The organism is Amycolatopsis sp. A133, assembly GCF_031082405.1.
Classification (GTDB): domain Bacteria; phylum Actinomycetota; class Actinomycetes; order Mycobacteriales; family Pseudonocardiaceae; genus Amycolatopsis.
The window spans coordinates 213,948-234,057 of record NZ_JAVHJU010000015.1; the positions used below are offsets into that span (position 1 = coordinate 213,948).

The following is a 20,110-nucleotide window of genomic DNA, read 5'->3' on the forward strand; positions in this document are numbered from 1 at the left end:
TGCGGGAAATGTATTTCCCGGTTGCGACGTGGATGATAAAAGTGCTGGTCAGAGCCATGATCGTGCCTTGTTCCACGGTTTTGCACTTTAGCACGAGTATTGCGTTAACCGTGCTGTGTGCGTTATTCCTGAAGATCGCAACACCCCGCGTACAGGAGGTCCGCCGATGGCCGAGCTCGTCCCGCCGTCGCACGTTCGACGGCTGCGGTGCCTGGGTATCGGCGATCCGGACGTGGTCGCCGCGGTCGCCCGCGCCGGCGGCCTCGGCGTGCTCGACGGCGCCGATCCGGGCGACCTGCGGCTGGTCGCGGCCCGGGTCCGCGTGCCGTACGCGGTGCGCACCGACGGCCCGCTGCCCGCGGGTGCGGCCTTCGCTGTCCGCACGAAAGCGCCCTGGACCGGGGCGCTCGCCGAAGTCGCGGACGCCGCCACCGCCGCCGACGCCGTCCGCGGCGGCGCGGTGGGACTCGTCGCCCGCGGTGGCGAGCTGAGTGATTTCGTGCTGCTGCAACAGCTGCTGAACAGCTTCGACGTTCCGGTGTGGGGCACGGTCGCCGGGCCGCGGACGGCGGTCGGTGCGCTGGCCGGAGGGGCGGCGGGAGTCGTCGTCGAGTCCACAGTGGACGTGCGGCGGATCATCGGCGCGAAGGTGCCCGCGGCCGGGCTGGGCTCGCGCCTGTGCGAGACGCTCGGCAGCGCCCTGCCGGTCGTCCAGGGCCCGATGACGCGGGTGAGCGACCAGCCGGGCTTCGCGGCCGCGGTCGCCGACGCGGGCGGGTTCCCGTTCGTCGCGGTGGCCACGGCGAACGGCGCGCGCACCGCCGAGCTGCTCGCCCGGACCGCCGAGCGCCTCGGCGACCGGCCGTGGGGCGCGGGCATCCTCGGTTTTGTGCCCGACGACCTGCGCGTCGCCCAGCTCGCCGCGATCCGCCGAGCGCGGCCGCGGTGCGTGCTGGTCGCGGGCGGAAAACCGGGGCAGGCCAAGGCGTTGGAGGCCGAAGGGATCGCGACGTTCCTGCACGTCCCTTCGCCGGTCCTGCTCCGCCAGTACCTCGACGCCGGGGTCCGCCGGTTCGTCTTCGAGGGCGCCGAGTGCGGCGGGCACGTCGGACCACGGCCGAGTTTCGAGCTGTGGGAGGAACAACTGACCGTCCTCGGCGCCGCGAAGGACGTCGAGGTGCTCTTCGCGGGCGGGATCCACGACGCCCGCTCGGCCGCCATGGTCGCCGCGATGGCGGAGCCGCTCGACGCCGCCGGCGTCCTGATGGGCACCGCGTACCTCTTCACCGAAGAGGCCGTGGCGCACGGCGCGATCACCGGGCTGTTCCAGGAACGCGCGCTCGCCGCGGACGCCACGGTGACCCTGGAGACCGCGCCGGGGCACCGCACGAGGTGCCTGCCCAGCCCGTACACGGCGGAGTTCGAGCAGGTCAAAGCCGGTCTGGCCGAGACGCCCGAGTCGTGGCAGCGGCTGGAAGAGCTGAACACCGGACGGCTGCGCGTCGCGAGCAAGGGCGTCCGCCGCGACGGCGGGGCGCTCGACGCGGCCACCCAGCTGGCCGAGGGGATGTTCATGGCGGGCCAGGTCGCCGTCCTGCGGGACCGCCGGACGACGATCGCCGAGCTGCACCGCGAGGTCACCGCCGGGACGACCTTCGCCCGCGAAGAAGAACCGGCACCGGCCACGGACTCGGGCGACGTCGCGATCATCGGCATGGCCTGCACGTTCCCGGGGGCGCGCGACCTCGACGCCTTCTGGTCGAACGTCCTCCGCGGGGCCGACGCCGTCACCGAAGTCCCCCGCGACCGCTGGGACCCGGACGTCTACTTCGGACAGTCGGCGTCGAAGTGGGGCGGGTTCCTGCCGGCGCTGGACGTCGATCCGCTGGAATTCGGCATCCCGCCGTCCGCGATGGGCAGCATCGACCCGGCGCAGCTGGTGTCGCTGGAGACCGCGCGCCGCGCGCTGGCCGACGCCGGGTACGCGAACCGGGACTTCGACCGCGAGCACACGAGCGTCGTGTTCGGCGCGGAGGCGGGCGGCGACCTGGCGAACGCGGGCACGGTGCGTTCCCTGCTGGACGGCTACTTCGACGAAGTGCCGCCCGAGCTGCTCGCCCAGCTGCCCGAACCGACCGAGGACACCTTCCCGGGCACCCTCGCCAACGTCATCTCCGGGCGGATCGCCAACCGGCTCGACCTCGGTGGCGCGAACTACACGGTGGACGCCGCGTGCGGCTCGTCGCTGGCGGCGCTCGACCTCGCCGCGAAGGAGCTGCGGGCCGGGACGAGCTCGCTGGTCCTGTGCGGCGCGGTCGACCTGCACAACGGCATCCACGACTACCTGATGTTCACGTCGGCGGGGGCGCTGTCGCCGACGGGCCGTTGCCGCCCGTTCGACGCGGCGGCGGACGGCATCGCGCTCGGCGAGGGCGTCGCGTGCCTGGTGCTCAAGCGCCTGGCCGACGCCGAACGCGACGGCGACCGGATCTACGCGGTGGTCAAGGGAGTCGGCGCGGCCAGCGACGGCAAGGCGCTCGGCCTGACCGCGCCCCGCCCGGAGGGGCAGCGCCGTGCGCTGGAGCGGGCCTACCGGGACGCGGGGGTGTCCCCGGTGGACGTGGGACTGGTCGAGGCGCACGGAACCGGAACGGTGCTCGGCGACGCAACGGAACTGCGGACGCTGACGGGCTTCTTCACCGAGGCGGGCGCCGGGCCGGGATCGTGCGCGCTGGGTTCGGTGAAGAGCCAGATCGGCCACACGAAGTGCGCGGCGGGCTTGGCGGGGCTGATCAAGGCGGCGCTGGCGCTGTGGCACGAGGTGGTCCCGCCGACGCTGCAGCTGACCACCCCGAACGCCGAGTGGAACGCGGCGGCCAGCCCCTTCACGTTCACGACGACGGCCCGGCCGTGGGCCGACCCGGCCCGGCTGGCGGGGGTGAGCGCATTCGGCTTCGGCGGGACGAACTTCCACGCGGTACTGGGAGCCGGCCCGGTGGCCCCCGACCGCCGCCACGGCTTGCGCGACTGGGCCCCGGAAGCGGAGGAGGTTCTGGGCAAGATCCGGCGTAGCGATGCGACTCCCGGCAAGGTCGCCTTCCTCTTCCCCGGTCAGGGGAGCCAGCGCACCGGCATGCTCGCCGAGCTCTTCGTCCACTTCCCCGAGCTCGCCGACCTCCTCCGTCTCGCCCCCGACGTCGCCGCCAAGGTCTTTCCGCCGCGCGGCTTCTCCGCCGAGGTCGTCGATGCCCAGGAAAGCGCCCTCACCGATACCCTCGTCGCCCAGCCCGCGCTCGGGCTCGTCGAAATCGCCGTTGCCCGGCTTCTCGGCCAGGTCAACGTGCGCCCCGACTTCCTGGCCGGCCACAGTTACGGCGAACTCGTCGCCCTCTCCGTCGCCGGGGCCTTCGACACCGACACCCTCCTCCGCCTCAGCCGGGCCCGTGCGCAAGCCATCGCCCAGGTCGCCCGGCCCGGGACAATGGCCGCCGTCAAAGCGAAGCGGGACCTGCTCACCTCCACCCTCATCGGCCCCGATGTCGTCGTGGCCAACCACAACGCTCCCGAACAGGTCGTCCTCTCCGGACCCGTTCCCGCCGTCGAACGCGCCGTCCGGCGGCTCAAGGAGACCGGCATCGGCGCGCAGCGGATCCCCGTCGCCTGTGCCTTCCACAGCCCGCTGGTCGCCGCCGCCGGGGACGTCTTTGCGGAGGCACTCACCAACGAGTCCATCCAGGACCCGCAGGTACCCGTGTGGGCGAACCGGACCGCGAAGCCGTACGACGGCGATGTCCGCGGCGAACTGGCCGCGCAGATCGGTGCTCCCGTGCGGTTCCTCGACCAGATCGAGGCCATGTACGCGGCCGGGGCGCGCATCTTCGTCGAGGCCGGACCCGGGCGGGTCCTGTCCCGGCTGGTCGCCGACATCCTCGGGGACCGGCCGCACACCGTCGTCGCCTGCGGGCCCGATCTCGCCGCCTTCCTGACCGCGCTGCAGAAACTCGCCGAAGCCGGTGTCGACGTCCGTACCGAGCGGCTCGTCCGGCCGAAACCTCCCGAACCGTCCCCCACCGCCTGGGCCGTCGACGGGCGGTCCGCCCGCGCGCCCGGCTCCGGCGGTCCCGCCCTGCCCCCGGCCCGACGAATCCGGAGTACCGCCATGTCCCAGCCCGCGCCCGGCCGCGACCAGGCGATCGTGGACTTCCTGCGCACCACCCGCGAACTCGTCGCGGCGCAGCGGGAGGTCATGCTCGGTTACCTGGGCAGCGCGCCCGCCCCGCTGCCGGTGGTCGTCGACGAACCGGTCCTCACCGAGGAACAGCCGGAGGTGCCGCACCAGGAACCGGAAGCCGACGTCATGAGCACGGTGATCGACGTCATCAGCGAACGCACCGGCTACCCGGCCGAAATGATCGCCGTCGACCTCGACCTCGAAGCCGACCTCTCGATCGACTCCATCAAGCGGACCGAAATCGCGGGCACCCTGCTGTCCCGCCTCGGCCTGCCCGCCGACGACCGCACCGATCAGCTCAGCCGCGACCGCACGGCGAACGCCCTCGCCGCGCACCTCGAAGGCTGGCTGTCGCCGGCACCCCCGGCCGCCGCCCCGCGCCGGTACCGGCTCGACCGCGTCCCCGTCCCGCTCGACCCCGATCCCGCGCGGCTGCGCGGGAAGTCCGTGGCGATCCTGACCGACGACCACACGCTCCGAGCGGCCTTCAGCAGTGCCGGTGCCGAGATCGTCGAAGCCGGCGCGGACATCACCGTTGTGCCCGCCGCGGACGTCGTCGAGGTCTTCACGCTGCTCAAGACGCTGCGCGGCACCGTACTGGTGTCGGCTCCGCCGGGCACACCCGGGCTGCGTGGCCTGGTCCGGGCGGCCGCGCTCGAACGCGACGGCGTGACGCGGCTCGTCGAGGCCACGCAAGACGTTGCCAAGGTGCTGGTCGACGAAGCCCTCAGTGACGGGCCGTCCGTCGTCGGGCACGACGAAGGCGGCCGCTTCACGATCGAGCCGCGGCCCGCCGACCTGCCGTCGATCGCCTACGCCGGCGCCGGCCCGGGCGGTGGGGAGCTCGCCGCGCTCGGCCTCGGCGCGGATTCGGTGGTGCTGCTGCTCGGCGGGGCCCGCGGGATCACCGCCCGCGCGGCCGTCGCGTTCGCCGCCTCCGGCGCCCGGATCGAGCTGGCCGGGCGCACACCGTGGCCGGGCGAACCGGACGACCTGCCCGCCGATCCCGCCGCGATGCGGGCGGTGCTCGCCGGCCGCGGTGGCACGGTGGCCGGCATCGAACGCCGCGTGCGGACCGTGCTGGCCCAGCGTGAGATCGGCCGGACCCTCGAGGAGATCCGGGCCGCCGGCGGTGACCCGGCCTACCACGTGCTCGACGTCCGCGACGCGGACGCGGTGCACCAGCTGGTCAAGGGTTTCCACGGCCGGCTCGACGGCGTCGTCTTCGCCGCCGGTGTCCTCGACGACAAGCTGATGGCGGACAAGGACGAGCAGTCGTTCCGGACGGTCTTCGAGACCAAAGTGGATGGTGCGAGAGCGCTGCTCGCCGCGCTGCAGGACGTCGAGCCGCGGTTCGTCGCGTTCTTCGGCAGCATCGCCGCGGTGCTCGGCAACCGCGGCCAGACCGACTACGCCGCGGCCAACGACGCGCTCGAGACGATCGGGACGAACTGGCCGGGCCGGGCCGTGACCGTCCACTGGGGACCGTGGGCACCGGCCGGGGACCACGGTGGCATGGTGTCGCCGGAACTGGCGCGTGAGTACGAGCGCCGCGACGTCGCCCTGCTCGACCCGGCCGAGGCCACCGCGGCCCTGCTGCGCGAACTCGCTTACGGCTCGGACCGCTCGGTGCTGTACACGGCGTCGCTGTGGTGAGCCAGGAGCCGGTGGCGATCGTCGGCATGGGCGTGTTCCTGCCCGGTGCGTCCACAGTGGACCGGTACTGGCGGAACCTGGTGGACGGCACCGACGCCGTCACCGAGGTGCCGCCGCACCGGTACGACCCGGGCTTCCACGGCCGCGACGGCGCCGCACCGGACCGCACCCACGGCCGCCGCGGCGGCTTCACCGCGGACACCCTGGACTTCGACCCGGTCGCCCACGGCGTCCCGCCGACGTCGCTCGAGGGCACCGAGCCGGACCAGCTGACGGCGCTGGCGGTCGCCGTGACCGCCGTCGACGACGCCGGTGGCCTCGGCCGGCTCGGCGACCCCGAGCGGATCGGCGTCGTGCTCGGCCGCGGCGGGTACCTCTCGCCCGGGCTGCAGGGCTTCGAGCAGCGGGTCCGCACCGTCCGGCAGGTCACCCGCACGGTCGGCGAGCTGATGCCGTCGGCCGGGCCGGAGGTCCTCGAGCGGCTGCGGACGGCGTTGCTGGAGCCCCTCGGCGAATTCCGGCCCGAGACCGCCGCCGGGCTGGTGCCCAGCCTCGCCGCCGCCCGCGTGGCGAACCGGCTCGACCTCGGCGGCCCGGCGTACACGGTGGACGCCGCCTGCGCGTCCTCGCTGGTCGCCGTCGACCAGGCGATCGGCGAGCTGACCCGCGGCCGCTGCGACGTCGTGCTCGCGGGTGGCGCGCACCAGACGCAGGACGACACGCTCTGGTCGTTGTTCACGCAGCTCGGCGCGCTGTCGCCGAGCCAGCGGATCAGCCCGCTGTCCCGCGCCGCCGACGGCATGCTGATCGGCGAGGGCACCGCGATCGTCGTGCTCAAGCGGCTGGCCGACGCCCGCCGCGACGGCGACCGCGTGTACGCCGTGATCCGCGGCAGCGGCACGTCGAGCGACGGGCGGGGCGCGAGCCTGCTCAGCCCGTCCGTCGCCGGGCAGACCCTCGCCCTGCGCCGGGCCTGGGCGGGTCGCGACCCCGCGGAAATCGGCCTGCTGGAGGCACACGGCACGGCGACGCCCGCCGGGGACGCCGCCGAGCTGACCACCGTCGCCGACGTCTTCGGCCCGGCGGACGGGCCGCGCGCGGTGATCGGCTCGGTCAAGTCGATGATCGGGCACACCCTGCCGACGGCCGGGGTCGCCGGGCTGGTCAAGGTGGCCCTCGCCCTGCACCACGGCGTCCTGCCGCCGACGCTGCACTGCACCGACCCGAACCCGCTGCTCGACAAGACCCGCTTCCGGGTGCTGACCGAGGCCGAGCCGTGGGGCGCGCTGCCGCGGGTGGCCGCGGTCAACGCGTTCGGCTTCGGCGGGGTGAACGCCCACGTCGTGCTCGAAGCCGGTGACCCGGCGCCGAAGCGGCGCGTGCGTGTCGACGAGCCGGAACGCGTGCTGCGCGTGGCCGCGCGCACGCCGGAGGAACTCCTGGAACAGCTCGACCGGCCCGGTCCGGGCGACGGCCCGTGCCGGCTCGGGATCGTCGGCCCGGACGAGCGCAAGCTGGCCACCGCCCGCCGGGTGATCGCCAAGGTGGCGACCGGGGGCCGGTCGTGGCACGGCGCCGGTGACGTCTGGTGCAGCGTCGACCCCCTCCTGCCGGGCGGGAAGACGGTGTTCGTCCACCCCGGGCTGGAAGCCGACGCCGAACCGCGCCTCGACGACGTGGCGAAGCACTTCGGCCTCGACCGTCCACAGTGGTCGACGTCGAGCGTGCTCGACCGGGCGGCGAGCGTGTCGGCGACCGGGCTGCTGCTCGGCCGGGTCCTGCGGCGGCTGGAGATCCGGCCGGACGCGCTCGCGGGGCACAGCGCCGGGGAGTGGACCGCGATGCAGGCCGCGGGGATGTACCGGGCGGAGCCGGACGCCCTGGCGAAGTACTGGCCGGACGGCTTCGAGCTGCCCGAGGCGGACTACCTCGTGCTGGGCTGCCCGGCGGCGCGCGTGGCCGGGCTGCTGCCCGGCGACCTCGTCGTCTCCCACGAGAACGCCGCCAAGCAGACGATCGTGTGCGGCCCGCCGGACGCCGTCGCGGACTTCGCGGTGACCTGCCGCGGCCTCGGGATCGTGGCCAGGACGCTGCCGTTCCGGTCCGGCTTCCACACGCCGCTGATGGAACCGCACCTCGCGCCGTTCGCCCGGCTCGTCGCGGACCTGGACCTGCGCGAACCGGCGCTGCCGGTGTGGTCGGCGACGACCGCGCGGCCCTACCCGGCGGCCGCGGCCGACGTCCGGCGGCTCTACCTGGACCACCTGCTGCGCCCGGTCCGGTTCCGGCAGCTGACCGAGGCGCTGCACGACGCCGGGTTCCGGGTGTTCGTGCAGGTCGGCGCGGGTCAGCTCGGCTCCTTCGTCACCGACACCCTCGGCGAGCGGCGGCACCTGGTCCTCGCGGCCGCGTCCGGCACCCGCCCCGGGCTCGAGCAGCTGCGGCGACTGGCCACCGCGCTGTGGACCGAGGGCGGTGACCCGGACTTCGCGGCCCTGGAGCCGCGGCGGATCCGGCTCGCCACCGGGAACTCCCTGCTGTCGCTGGGCGAATCGGCCCGGGGCCTGCTTGACGACCGGAGCTCGCCCGACGAGTTCGGCCTGCCCGCCGGGGTGCCGGACGCGATCGTCGCCGAGTTCACCGCCTTGCTCACCGAAACCCGCCGGACCGCGGCGGACGTCGTCGCGGCGGCCGCGCGGCGGCGCATCGAGTCCACAGTAGACATCTCGGTCGCGGCGATGCCGTACCTGCGTGACCACCGGTTCTTCCGCCAGCGGGCCGGCTGGCCCGACGAGTCCGACTTCCGGCCGGTGGTACCCGCGACGACCCTGGTCGACCTCGCCTGCCGGGCCGCCGAACGCGCCTGGCCGGGTACAACGGCGGTCGCGGTGCGGGACGCGGTGTTCTCGCGGTGGCTGATTGCATCCCCGGCGCAGCGCGTCCCGCTGGTGATGAGCCGTGAGGGCGACTTCGTCACCGTCGAGATCGGCCCGTACGCGCTGCTGAACGTCGAATTGGGCGCCTTCGCGCCACCGCCGTCGCGCACTGGAGTGCCCGGGCCGGAGACGGCACCCCCGCTGAGCGCGGCCGAGATCTACGCCCGGCGGGAAATGTTCCACGGCCCCGCCTACCAGGGCTTGGCCCGGCTGACCGGCCTCGGCGAGCAGCACATCCGCGGCGAGCTGGTCGTCCCGTCCGCGCCGGGCGGGCTGCTCGACAACGTCGGCCAGCTGCTCGGCTGCTGGCTGATGGCCACCCGGACCGACGACCTGCTCGCGTTCCCGCGCTCGATCGGCCGGCTGACCTGGCACGGCCCCGAACCGGCACCCGGGACGCGGCTCGAGTGCCTCGTGCGGGTCCGGCTGCCGCGGCCGGACGTCCTCGAGATGGACGCCGAGCTGGTCGGCGACGGTGATGTTTTGGCGAGCATCGAAGGCTGGCGGGACGTCCGGTTCCCCTGCGACCGCGCGGCCCACCGCGTGTACGCGTTCCCGGCGGAGCACCTGCTGGGGGAACTCCGGGACGACGGCTCGGTCGTCGTCACCGACCGCTGGCCGACGGTCGCCGCGCGGGACATCTACGCCGGCATCTACCTCAGCGCCGAAGAACGCGCGGAGTTCGCCGCGGCGCCACCGCGGCAGCAACGCGGCTGGCTGCTGAAACGGATGGCCGTGAAGGACGCCGTCCGCGCGCGGCTCGGCGAACCCCTCTACCCGGCGGAAATCCGCGTCCACGACGACGGCACGGTGTCCGGGAGACACCGGGACTTGCCGCGCTTCGCCGTCTCGGTCGAGCTAGCAGGCGACACCGCCACCGCACAACTCAGGAGCACACGATGACCATCGACCACGCGTCCGCCACGTTCGACGTCGTCGCCGAACTGCTCGCCGAACTCGTCGGCGACGCCGAGGTGCTCGGTGTCGAGATCACCCCGGACACGACGTTCCACGAGGACCTGCAGCTGGAGAGCATCGACCTGGTGACCTTCGCGAGCATCCTCGCCGAGCACTTCGGGGCCGGCGTCAACCTCGCGGAATACCTGGCGGAGAAGGACCTCGACGACGTCATCGGGCTGACCGTCGGCGACATCGCCCGGTTCGTGGGGGAGCGCACGTGCCCACGATGACCGTCAACGGGCTGCGCACCAACGTGCAGCTCGTGCCCGCCGGCGGCACCGAGACCGTGGTGTTCCTGCACGGCATGGGCACCGACAGCCTGGCGAGCTTCTACCTGACCCTCGCCCCGCCGGTCGCGGCCGCCGGCATCGATGTGATCAGCTACGACCTGCGCGGGCACGGCAAGACCGAGCGGCCGGAGCGCGGGTACACCCTTGGGGACTTCGTCGCCGACCTCGACGACCTGCTGCGGCAGCTCGGCGTCGACCGGCCGGTGCATCTGGTGGGCAACAGCTTCGGTGGCACGCTGGCCTACAGCTACGCCGTGGCCAATCCGGATCGCGTGCGCAGCATCGTGTGCATCGAGTCCGAGCCCGCGACCGAGGTGTGGGCGGAGAAGATGAGCGCGATCCTGGCCCACACCGTGCGGTTCCTGCAGGTGGAGGAGAGCTTCGACTGGATCGAGGCCAATTTCAGCGCACACCACCGGCGGCTCGCGCGGATGGCGGCCGAGCGCATCACGTCGACGATGATGGCCGAGGAGGTCCCGCTGGGGCCGTTGCTCACCTGGGACCAGGTCGCGGCGATCGGCTGCCCGGTGCTGTCCATCCTGGGCAGTCACGGCTACCAGTCCGACGACCTCGAAGCGCTGACGTCGCTGCTTCCGAACGGCGAGCTGCACGTGTTCGAGGGGCAGGGGCATTCGGTGCTGGTGGAGCAGCACCGGGAGGTGCGCGAGCTGGTGCTCAAGTGGATCGGACGGCACGCGGCGTGAGATTCCTGCTGGTCGTCCCGCCGCTGGCGGGACACGTGGCGCCGCTGCGCGGGGTGGCTTCGGTGCTGGCCGCGCGGGGGCACGCCGTGGCCTGGTGCGGCCCCGACCCGGAACTGTCCACATTGGTCGCCGGCCGGGTGTTCCCGGCGGGTGATTCCCGGCCGTTCGCGGTGGCGCTGCGGCCGCCGGGACTGCGCGGGTTCGCCGCGTTGAAGTACCTGTGGGAGTCGTACCTGGTGCCGCTGGCCGACGCGATGGTGCCCGGGGTGCAGTCGGCCGTCTCTTCGTTCGAGCCGGACGTGGTCGTCGTGGACCAGCAGGCGATGGCCGGCGCGCTGGTGGCTTCGCGGTGCGGGCTGCCGTGGGCGACCTCGGCGTCGACGTCGACCGAGCTGGCCGATCCGCTGGGATCGTTGCCGAAGATCGCGTCCTGGGTTTCGGACCTGCAGGCCGGGCTGCGCGCGCGCCACGGCGTGCTGCTCGGTGACCTGCGGTTCTCCCCGCACCTGGTGCTGGCGTTCACGACCCGGGCGCTGGCCGGGGAGTCCGGCCTGGCCGTCCCGGTGTCCTACGTCGGCCCGGCCCTGCCCGCGGTTCCGGGTGAGTGGTCTCCGGCGGACGATCGGCCGCTGGTCGTGGTGACGCTGGGCACGTCGAACGCCGCCGCCGGCGCGCGGTTCCTCGCCGAGAGCGTGGACGCCTTCGCCGGAATGCCGTCCGTCCAAGGCCTGGTCGTGGACCCCACCGGTCACTTGATCAGCGAAAGCGCCGGGCTGGCCCGGTGGATCCCGCAGCCGGCGGTGTTCGCGCACGCGTCGGCGGTGGTCTGCCACGGCGGCCACAACACGGTGTGCGAAGCGCTGTCGGCCGGGGTGCCGCTGGTGGTGGCCCCGATCCGCGACGACCAGTCGATGCTGGCCCAGCAGGTGGTCACGGCCTCGGCGGGCGTGCGGCTGCGGTTCGACCGCGCGAAGGCGGCGGACATCCGCGACGCCGTCACGACGGTCTTGTCCACTTCGGACTATTCCGCCGGGGCGGCGCGGATCCGGGCGTCCTTCGAGGCGGCCGGCGGTGCGGAAGAGGCGGCGACCCACCTGGAATCGCTCGGCTAGCCGGGGGAGCGGAAGGTGCGGGCCGCGAAGAACGAGCCCGTCACCGCGGCCACCGCGGCGATCAGCAGCGCCACCGGCAGGGACCAGCCGAGCGGGCGGGCCAAGGCCAGCGCGCGGGTCGCGTCGATCGCGTACGTCAGCGGGTTGACCGCCGAGACCGCGCGGACCCACGCCGGCATCGTGTCCAGGGGCATGTACGCGCTCGAGGAGAACATCAGCGGGAACATCACCACGAACGACGCCGCCTGCAGCGTCTCCGCCTTGCGCAGCCACGTCGTGATCGCGACGAACACCCAGCTCAGGCACCACCCGACCACCAGCGTCAACACCAGCGCCAAGCCCAAGCCCGCCACTCCGCCCGCGGGGCGGAAACCCAGGAAGACCACGCTCGCCAGTGCCGTCACCACCAGCTGGACCCCCAGCCGCGCCGAGTCGGCCAGGGTGCGGGCCACCAGGACCGAAAACAGCGAGATCGGCAGGCACCGCAGCCGTCCGGTGAAGCCGCCGTAGATCTCCGCCAGCAGGCCCGCTCCCGAGCTCATCGCCGTCGTCATGGCGATGTTGACCAGCGTGGCCGGCACCAGGAAGTTCACGTAACCCTGGTACGCCGCGACACCCGGCAGCGCGCCGACGCCGCTGAAGACCTGGCTGAACAGCAACAGCAGCACCACCGGCTGCAGCAGCCCGAAGAAGACCAGGCGGCGGTCGCCGAAGCCCGTGCGCAGCGAACGCGCCGTCAGCACGCGGACCTGCGTCCAGAACCCGGCTTCCGGCCAGACCGCGGGGTCCCCGAGCGCGGCGACGGCCGCCCGGTGCCGGGACTGCGTCATGACGCCGCCGTCCGGTGCAGCGAAAGGTAGACGTCGTCGAGCGTCGGCTCGGTCACCGTCAGGTCCCGCAGCGGTGCGCCCGCCGCGTCGAGCGCGCGCACCACCACCGGGATGTCGCCCGGGCCGGACAACGGCACGGTCAGCACCAGCCCGGCGCGACCGGCCGTGATGCCGAGGCGCGACAAGGCGTCCACCGCGCGCCGCAGCGCCAGCTCGGTGCCGAACGTGCAGGTCGCGGTGCGGGTGCCGAGCCGGGCCTTCAGCTGCGCCGGCGTTCCCGACACGGTGATGTGCCCGAAGCCGAGGACGACGACGTGGTCGGCCAGCCGGTCCGCCTCCTCCAGGTACTGGGTGGTGAGCACGACGGTGGTGCCGCGCGCCGCGAGCCCCTCGACGATCGTCCACAGCCCGGACCGGCTCACCGGGTCGAGGCCGGTGGTCGGCTCGTCGAGGAAGAGCACCTGCGGGGCGCCGACGAGGCCCGCGGCCAGGTCCAGCCGTCGCCGCATCCCGCCGGAGTACGTCCCGGCCGGGCGGTCGGCCGCGTCCTCCAGCCCGAAGGCCGCGATCAGTTCGGTGGCGCGCGCGAGCGCTTGCCGTGGTTTCGCGCCCAGCAACCGGGCGATCAGCACGAGGTTCCCGCGGCCGGACAGAGCGTCGTCGACCGCGGCGAACTGCCCGGTGACCCCGATCCGCCGCCGGACCGCGCGGCCGCGCTGCACGACGTCGTACCCGCAGACCCGGGCGGTGCCCGCGCTCGGCCGGACCCGCGTGCTGAGGATGTCGATCAGCGTCGTCTTCCCGGCGCCGTTGTGGCCGAGGACCGCCAGCACCGCGCCGCGGGCGGCGGTGAGGCTGATCCCGGCGAGCGCGGTGACTTCGCCGTACTGTTTCGCGAGGTCCGTCACGGCGATGACCGGCTGGGACATGGCCGCTCCTTTCCTGGCCCGGGAAAAGGTATCGGGATCGGGGCGGGCCGGGCAAGAAGATCGCCGCCATTCGCCGTGCGGGTGACAGTTTTCGCGGAATCGGGTCGCACGTGCGTGACAAGGCCTGACCTGCGTGACCCTTCCGGCTCGGGTCGATCCTCTGCGCGTGACAAAGAATCGGTAGCCGCTTGTTCGGCCGGAAACGCGGAGGTAGCTTTGCCGAAATTCCCCCATTTCCCGAGGTGACGACACGTGAAGTTTTCGTGGAAGTCGAGAAAGCCCGCCTACGGCATGGCCGCCGTGACCGCCGCGGCTGTCGCGGCGACCGTCGCGCTCGTCGGGGCGGGCCCGACCCAGGCCGCGCCGGTGAGCCTGACGCTCGACTACAACTGCCCGTTCCCGCTGATCGGCGACCAGGTGCTGTCGGTGAAGATCGACACCAACCTGCCCGACAACGCCGTCGCGGGCGCCGCGTCGACGCCGATCACCTTCGACGTCGACGTCACCGTGCCGGAGACCGCCACCGAGGGCCTCGCCCTGGTCGGCGCCACCTCGCTGGACGGTTCGGCGAAGGCCGCGGCCGTGCTCAAGTACCCGGTCGCCAAGACGCTGAACCTGAACCTGCCGCTGACCATCGCGTCGACGCCGGTGCCGCCTTCGGGCGCGTTCCACGTCAAGAGCAGCGGCAAGGCGCCGGCGGTCACGTTCCCCAGCCCGGGCACCGCGTCGGTGACGGTCGGCAACTTCAGCACCACGATGACCCCGCGCACCGCGGACGGCCAGCCGACCGACCTCGGCACGTTCACGTCGGACTGCATCGCCGTCCCTGGCCAGAACCAGCAGCTCGGCACGTTCGAAGTCAAGCCGGCGGGCGGCACCACCACCCCGACGACGCCCACCACCCCGACCACCCCGACCACGCCGACCACGGAGCCGACGACCCCGACGACCGAGCCGACCACTCCGACGACGGAGCCGACGACTCCCACCACGGAGCCGACGACCCCGACGACGGAGCCCACGACTCCGACGACCGAGCCGACCACTCCGACGACGGAGCCGACGACTCCCACGACGGAACCCACGACCCCGACGACCGAGCCGACAACTCCGACGACGGAGCCCACGACCCCCACCACTGAGCCGACGACGCCGACCACGGAGCCGACGACCCCGACGACGGAGCCGACGACTCCCACGACGGAACCGACCACCCCGACGACGGAGCCGACGACTCCGACGACCGAGCCCACGACCCCGACGACCGAGCCGACGACCCCGACCACCACAACGACGACCCCGCCGAACGGTGTCGAGGTCAAGTACGGCGTGCGGGGCAAGTCGGTCCTCAAGCAGCTGCACGCCACGCTGCCCCTCGGCCCGGGCAGCCTGGACGCGAAGCTCGACGCCGCGTCCGGCAAGTTCGGCGCCCAGCTCAAGCTGCCGAAGTCGCAGGTGGACTTCCGCGTCTTCGGTTTCCTCCCGGCGTCGGCGACGGTCAAGCTCGACCAGGTCGGCACCATCGCCGGCACGCTCAACGCCGGTGTGGTCAAGGCGAACGCCCAGGTCGACATCCACCTGACCAGCGTCCGGGTGTTCGGCTTCCCGATCCTCTGCTCGACGTCGTGCCACACCACCAAGCCGGCCGACGTCCCGCTCGTGTCGGCGCCCGGCTTCGACCCGCTCAAGGGCGGGAAGCTGACCGCGACCTACACCATCCCGCGGTTCACCGGCTGCGGTTTCCTCACCGGCCTGATCAGCGCCATCACCTCCGGCCCCGGCAACAAGCTCGAGGTGACCCTCACGAAGAAGTGAACCACGGGGGCGGGAAACGCAGATGCGCGTGACAAGAATGCGAAAACCCTTGTCCCGCAACGAGAATCGTCAGTAGCTTCGGAAAGGTGAGGAAATCCGGATGTCAGTGCTGACCCGATTCTCGCTCCCGCTCGTGCTGGTGCTGACCGCGTTCTCGCTGGGTGCGGCGGAAGCCGCGCCCAGCGAGACGACAGCGCAGCCCCAGGCCGCGGCCACCCAGATCCCGTTCGGGTTCACCCTGGGGGACGCGCAGCAGCCGATCACCAGCCACGTGGCCAAGCTCGGGTCCGACATCGTCTTCCCGCCGGGCACCTTCGACGGCTTCCTCGGCGGCCTGACCAGCACCGTGCCGATCACCGGGCAGCTGAAGATCCCGCCTGCCGACGGCTACTTCGTCGCCTTCCGCTTCATGGCCACCACCGGCCGGGTCGAGATCATCCCGGACGGCGACGCCACGGGAACGGCCACCGTGCACACCGGAAAAGACAAGGACTGCAAGGCCACGCAGACGAACATCTGCGCCGACACGGACGTGACGGCGAAGGTGTTCATCAAGCTTTCGGACGTCAAAGTCGACGGCAGGACCCTCGATGTCGGGCCGGACTGCCGGACCGCCCAGCCCGCGGTGGTCACCATCAAGGCGCTGGTCCCCATTTCGCTCCCGGCTCCGCCGGTGAAGGTGAGCAGCACGTTCAGCACACCCCCGTTCGCCGGGTGCGTCGGGCACGAGGACGTGAGCCGGTTGCTGACCGGCCTGGTTTCCGGGCCGGGCAACACGTTCGTCGCCAACCTCACCTTGCGGTGCTTCAGCACGGGGTGCAAAGCATGACGACTTTGCTCAGCGAAGCCCCGCGGAAAGCGGCGAACGGCCTGCGCGAGTTCGGCCGGATGTGCGCGATGGGCCTCGACGTCCTCCTCGCGATGCTCCGCCGTCCGTACCAGGTGCGGGAGTTCGTCCAGCAGTTCTGGTTCATCGCCAGCGTGTCCATCATGCCGGCGATCCTCGTCTCGATCCCGTTCGGTGCGGTCATCTCGCTGCAGCTCGGGTCGCTCACCAGCCAGATCGGTGCCCAGCAGTTCAACGGCGCGGCGAGCGTGCTGGCCGTCGTGCAGCAGGCGAGCCCGATCGTGACGACGCTGATCATCGCCGGCGCGGGCGGCAGCGCCATCTGCGCCGACCTCGGCGCGCGCAGCATCCGCGAGGAGATCGCCGCGATGGAGGTGCTCGGCGTTTCGCCGATCCACCGGCTGGTCGTGCCGCGCGTGCAGGCCGCCGTCGGCGTGTCCGTGCTGCTGAACGGCTTGGTCAGCGTGGTCGGCGTGCTCGGCGGCTACTTCTTCAACGTCATCGTCCAGGGCGGCACGCCCGGCGCCTACCTGGCCAGCTTCAACGCCCTGGCGCAGCTGCCCGACCTCGTCGTCAGCTCGATCAAAGCCGTCATCTTCGGTTACCTCGCCGGAGTCGTCGCGGCCTACCGCGGCTTGAACCCGAAGGGCGGCCCCAAGGGCGTCGGCGACGTCGTCAACCAGTCGGTCGTCATCACGTTCCTGCTGCTGTTCTTCGTCAACACCGTGCTCACCGCGCTGTACCTGCAGCTCGTCCCGGCGAAGGGAACCTGAGTGGCCATCCTCGGCAAACCCGGCGACCGGCTGTTCGACCTCGGCGACCAGCTGCTGTTCTACGTCCGCGCGCTCGCGGCCGTCCCGCTCGCGGTGACCCGCTACTTCCGCGAGGTGGTGCGGCTGCTGGCCGAAGTGACGTTCGGCAGCGGTGCCCTCGCGGTGATCGGCGGCACGATCGGCGTGATGGTCGGGCTGTGCGTGTTCACCGGCGTCACCGTGGGCCTGCAGGGCTTCAGCGCGCTGAACCAGATCAACATCTCGGCGATGACCGGCTTCCTGACCGCGTACTTCAACACCCGGGAGATCGCGCCGCTGGTTGCCGGGCTCGCGCTCTCGTCCACGGTGGGCAGCGGGTTCACCGCCCAGCTCGGCGCGATGCGGATCTCCGAAGAGATCGACGCCCTCGAAGTGATGGCCGTGCGGAGCATGCCGTACCTGGTCACCACGCGGATCGTCGCCGGGTTCATCGCCATCGTCCCGCTGTACGTCATCGGGTTGCTGATCTCCTACCTCGGCTCCCGGCTCACCACGGTCGTCTTCTTCGGACAGTCCGGTGGCACCTACGACCACTACTTCACGCTGTTCCTGCCGCCCGGCGACGTGCTGTGGTCGTTCGGCAAGGTGCTCGTCTTCAGCGTCGGCGTCATCCTCACGCACTGCTTCTACGGCTACCGCGCTGCCGGCGGCCCGGCCGGCGTCGGCGTGGCGGTCGGCCGGGCCGTGCGGACGTCGATCGTGCTGATCAGCGTGCTCGACCTGTTCCTGTCGCTGGCCATCTGGGGCGCGACGACCACGGTCAAGGTGTCCGGATGAGCCGGTTCCGCACGCAGCTGGCCGGGGTCGCCTTCCTCGGCGTGCTGATCCTGCTCGGCTGGCTCGCGGTGGCCATCTACGACAAGGACTTCGACGACTCCGAACTGGTGACGCTGCGGGCCGACCGCGTCGGCAACCAGCTCGCGCCGACCGCCGAGGTCAAGGTCAAGGGCGTCCCGTTCGGCGAGGTCAGGGCGGTGCGCAGCACGCGCACGGGCGCCGAGATCGACCTGGCCCTCGACCCGGCGAAGATCGGGCGGCTGCCCCGCAACGTCTCCGCGCGGCTGCTGCCGAAGACGGTGTTCGGTGAGCGGTACGTCAACCTCGTGCTCCCGGTCAGTCCACAAGGGACGCTGCAGCGGGGGGACGTGATCGCGCAGGACCACTCCACCAACGCGATCGAGCTGGAACGCGTCCTCGGCGACCTGCTGCCGCTGCTGCGCGCGGTCCAGCCGCAGAAGCTGAACAGCTCGCTGGGCGCGATCTCCCAGGCCCTCGACCACCGCGGGAAGCCACTCGGCGAAAGCATCGTCCAGCTGAAGGACCTCCTCGCGCAGCTGAACCCGCTGATGCCGCAGTTCAAGGCCGACGTCACCGGGCTGGCGGACGCGGCCGACGTCTACACCGGCGCCGCGCCGGACATCCTGCAGGCGCTCACCGATCTGTCGACGACCGCGAAGACCGTGGTGGACACCCGCGCCGACCTCGACAACCTCTACGCGAGCGTCACCAGTGCCACCGGGCACCTGAACGAGTTCCTGCGCAAGAACAAGGACAACATCATCGGCGTCTCGGCGGCGGGCCGGCCGACGCTGGAGCTGCTGTCGCGGTACTCGCCGGAGTTCCCGTGCCTGTTCGACGCGGTCAACCGCCTCAAACCGCTGATGGAGAAGGCGCTCGGCAAGGGCACGAACGAGCCGGGCCTGCACGTGACGCTCACCGTGCAGGACCCGCGCGAGAAGTACGTCCCCGGCCGGGACACCCCGCGGTTCGACGCCACCGGCGGCCCGAAGTGCTACGGCGGCGGTGCGGCGGCTGCGGGGGCGACCGACGGTGACCTCGGCCCGGCGAACTCGCCCGCCGAACGGCAGCTCGTCGCCGAGATCCTGAAACCGGCGCTGGGTGACGTGCCGGACTGGAGCAGTGTCCTCGTCGGACCGGCGCTGCGCGGAACGGAGGTGACCGTCCGATGAGGAGCGTGGTGGGGCCCGCCGTCAAGGGGCTGGTGTTCTTCCTGGTCACCGCGGCCGCGACGGCCGTGTTGGCGATCACGATCGCCAACTCCGGCACCGGCGAGACGATCGGCTACACGGCCCGGTTCACCGACGCGACCTCGGTCAACCCCGGTGACGAAGTCCGGATGGCCGGGGTCCGGATCGGCCAGGTCGACTCGGTGCGGGTGGTCGAACACCGCCTCGCCGACGTCGGGTTTTCCGTCGGCCGCACGCACCGGCTCACCGCGTCGGCCTCGGTCACCATCCGCTACCGGAACCTGGTCGGGCAGCGGTACCTCTCGGTCGACCCCGGCGCCTCCGACACGGCACCCACGCTGGCCGAAGGCGCGGACATCCCGCTGGAACGGACCAAGCCGGCGCTCGACCTCACCGCGTTGTTCAACGGCTTCAAGCCGCTCTTCCAGGCCTTGTCGCCGAACGACGTCAACCAGCTGTCGTTCGAGATCATCCAGGTGCTGCAGGGAGAGGGGAGCACGATCGACAGCCTGCTGCGGCACACGGCGTCGCTGACTTCGACGCTGGCCGGGAAGGACGCCCTGATCGGCCAGGTGGTCGGCAACCTCAACACCGTGCTCGACACCCTGAACGCCCAGGGCGACCAGTTCGACACGCTCGTCGACACCACCGCCCAGCTGGTCACCGGCCTCGCGGCGGACGCGAAGCCGATCGGCCAGGCCATCGGCGGCCTAGGCGAGCTGACCACCGCGACGGCCGGGCTGCTCGAACAGGGCCGCCGTCCGCTCAAGGACAGCATCACCGCCCTCGGCGACCTGTCGAAGAACCTGGCCGACAACACCCCGGTGTTCCAGCAGTTCATCAACAACCTGCCGAAGAAGCTCGACCGGATCGGCACGCTGTTCTCCTACGGCTCGTGGGCGAACTTCTACCTGTGCGCGGTGGAGACCGACGCCAAACCGGCGCCCGGCGGCCCGCCGCCCGGCATCCCCGTGACGGCTGCGAGGTGCCGGTGAAACCG

General features: G+C 72.3%; 13 protein-coding genes. 11 read left to right on the forward strand and 2 right to left on the reverse strand.

From position 1 onward, the window contains the following. The first annotated feature begins 166 nt into the window (after window positions 1-166). The 5 genes from Q5425_RS15140 to Q5425_RS15160 are packed head-to-tail and all read left to right on the forward strand — an operon-like array spanning window position 167 to window position 11,889. Entirely contained in the window at window positions 167-5,887 is a 5,721-nt protein-coding gene (locus Q5425_RS15140) for an SDR family NAD(P)-dependent oxidoreductase (RefSeq protein WP_308672836.1), read from the forward strand. Continuing rightward, on the forward strand, window positions 5,881-9,726 hold the full coding sequence (locus Q5425_RS15145; protein WP_308672837.1) for a beta-ketoacyl synthase N-terminal-like domain-containing protein: 3,846 nt from the start codon (window positions 5,881-5,883) through the stop codon (window positions 9,724-9,726). Before Q5425_RS15140 ends, Q5425_RS15145 begins: the two co-directional genes overlap by 7 nt. Further along, a complete protein-coding gene (locus Q5425_RS15150) occupies window positions 9,723-10,013 on the forward strand; it encodes a phosphopantetheine-binding protein (protein WP_308672838.1) in 291 nt (96 codons plus the stop codon). Before Q5425_RS15145 ends, Q5425_RS15150 begins: the two co-directional genes overlap by 4 nt. Continuing rightward, complete coding sequence (locus Q5425_RS15155) at window positions 10,001-10,777, forward strand: alpha/beta hydrolase (protein WP_308672839.1); 777 nt, start codon at window positions 10,001-10,003, stop codon at window positions 10,775-10,777. The genes Q5425_RS15150 and Q5425_RS15155 overlap by 13 nt, the downstream gene beginning before the upstream one ends. Beyond that, window positions 10,774-11,889 (forward strand): nucleotide disphospho-sugar-binding domain-containing protein, encoded by a 1,116-nt coding sequence (locus Q5425_RS15160; protein ID WP_308672840.1) that lies wholly within the window; start codon window positions 10,774-10,776, stop codon window positions 11,887-11,889. Before Q5425_RS15155 ends, Q5425_RS15160 begins: the two co-directional genes overlap by 4 nt. Here the strand turns inward: Q5425_RS15160 and Q5425_RS15165 are convergent. After that, window positions 11,886-12,719, reverse strand: a complete 834-nt coding sequence (locus tag Q5425_RS15165) for an ABC transporter permease (RefSeq protein WP_308672841.1) — start codon at window positions 12,717-12,719, stop codon at window positions 11,886-11,888. The genes Q5425_RS15160 and Q5425_RS15165 overlap by 4 nt on opposite strands. Beyond that, a complete protein-coding gene (locus Q5425_RS15170; protein WP_308672842.1) occupies window positions 12,716-13,648 on the reverse strand; it encodes an ATP-binding cassette domain-containing protein in 933 nt (310 codons plus the stop codon). The genes Q5425_RS15165 and Q5425_RS15170 overlap by 4 nt, the downstream gene beginning before the upstream one ends. A 252-nt stretch (window positions 13,649-13,900) precedes the next feature. Between Q5425_RS15170 and Q5425_RS15175 the strand changes: the two genes are divergently transcribed. The 6 genes from Q5425_RS15175 to Q5425_RS15200 all read left to right on the forward strand — a co-directional run bounded on the left by Q5425_RS15175 (window position 13,901) and on the right by Q5425_RS15200 (window position 20,105). Beyond that, the gene (locus tag Q5425_RS15175; protein ID WP_308672843.1) at window positions 13,901-15,463 is read left to right on the forward strand and encodes a DUF6801 domain-containing protein; all 1,563 of its coding nucleotides are present in this window, start codon (window positions 13,901-13,903) and stop codon (window positions 15,461-15,463) included. Window positions 15,464-15,563: 100 nt separating this feature from the next. Beyond that, entirely contained in the window at window positions 15,564-16,292 is a 729-nt protein-coding gene (locus tag Q5425_RS15180; protein ID WP_308672844.1) for a hypothetical protein, read from the forward strand. Further along, entirely contained in the window at window positions 16,289-17,083 is a 795-nt protein-coding gene (locus Q5425_RS15185; protein WP_308672845.1) for an ABC transporter permease, read from the forward strand. The genes Q5425_RS15180 and Q5425_RS15185 overlap by 4 nt, the downstream gene beginning before the upstream one ends. Further along, the gene (locus Q5425_RS15190; RefSeq protein ID WP_308672846.1) at window positions 17,084-17,899 is read left to right on the forward strand and encodes an ABC transporter permease; all 816 of its coding nucleotides are present in this window, start codon (window positions 17,084-17,086) and stop codon (window positions 17,897-17,899) included. It begins immediately after the preceding gene. Then, entirely contained in the window at window positions 17,896-19,092 is a 1,197-nt protein-coding gene (locus tag Q5425_RS15195) for an MCE family protein (RefSeq protein WP_308672847.1), read from the forward strand. The genes Q5425_RS15190 and Q5425_RS15195 overlap by 4 nt, the downstream gene beginning before the upstream one ends. Beyond that, window positions 19,089-20,105, forward strand: a complete 1,017-nt coding sequence (locus Q5425_RS15200) for an MCE family protein (RefSeq protein WP_308672848.1) — start codon at window positions 19,089-19,091, stop codon at window positions 20,103-20,105. The genes Q5425_RS15195 and Q5425_RS15200 overlap by 4 nt, the downstream gene beginning before the upstream one ends. Window positions 20,106-20,110: the final 5 nt, after the last annotated feature.

What these genes read in the sequence shown, in the direction of transcription:
- Q5425_RS15140 (WP_308672836.1), top strand. Translation starts at nt 167, where the DNA reads ATGGCCGAGCTCGTCCCGCCGTCGCACGTTCGACGGCTGCGGTGCCTG.
- Q5425_RS15150 (WP_308672838.1), top strand. Translation starts at nt 9,723, where the DNA reads ATGACCATCGACCACGCGTCCGCCACGTTCGACGTCGTCGCCGAACTG.
- Q5425_RS15165 (WP_308672841.1), bottom strand. Translation starts at nt 12,719, where the DNA reads ATGACGCAGTCCCGGCACCGGGCGGCCGTCGCCGCGCTCGGGGACCCC.
- Q5425_RS15170 (WP_308672842.1), bottom strand. Translation starts at nt 13,648, where the DNA reads ATGTCCCAGCCGGTCATCGCCGTGACGGACCTCGCGAAACAGTACGGC.
- Q5425_RS15180 (WP_308672844.1), top strand. Translation starts at nt 15,564, where the DNA reads ATGTCAGTGCTGACCCGATTCTCGCTCCCGCTCGTGCTGGTGCTGACC.
- Q5425_RS15185 (WP_308672845.1), top strand. Translation starts at nt 16,289, where the DNA reads ATGACGACTTTGCTCAGCGAAGCCCCGCGGAAAGCGGCGAACGGCCTG.
- Q5425_RS15195 (WP_308672847.1), top strand. Translation starts at nt 17,896, where the DNA reads ATGAGCCGGTTCCGCACGCAGCTGGCCGGGGTCGCCTTCCTCGGCGTG.
- Q5425_RS15200 (WP_308672848.1), top strand. Translation starts at nt 19,089, where the DNA reads ATGAGGAGCGTGGTGGGGCCCGCCGTCAAGGGGCTGGTGTTCTTCCTG.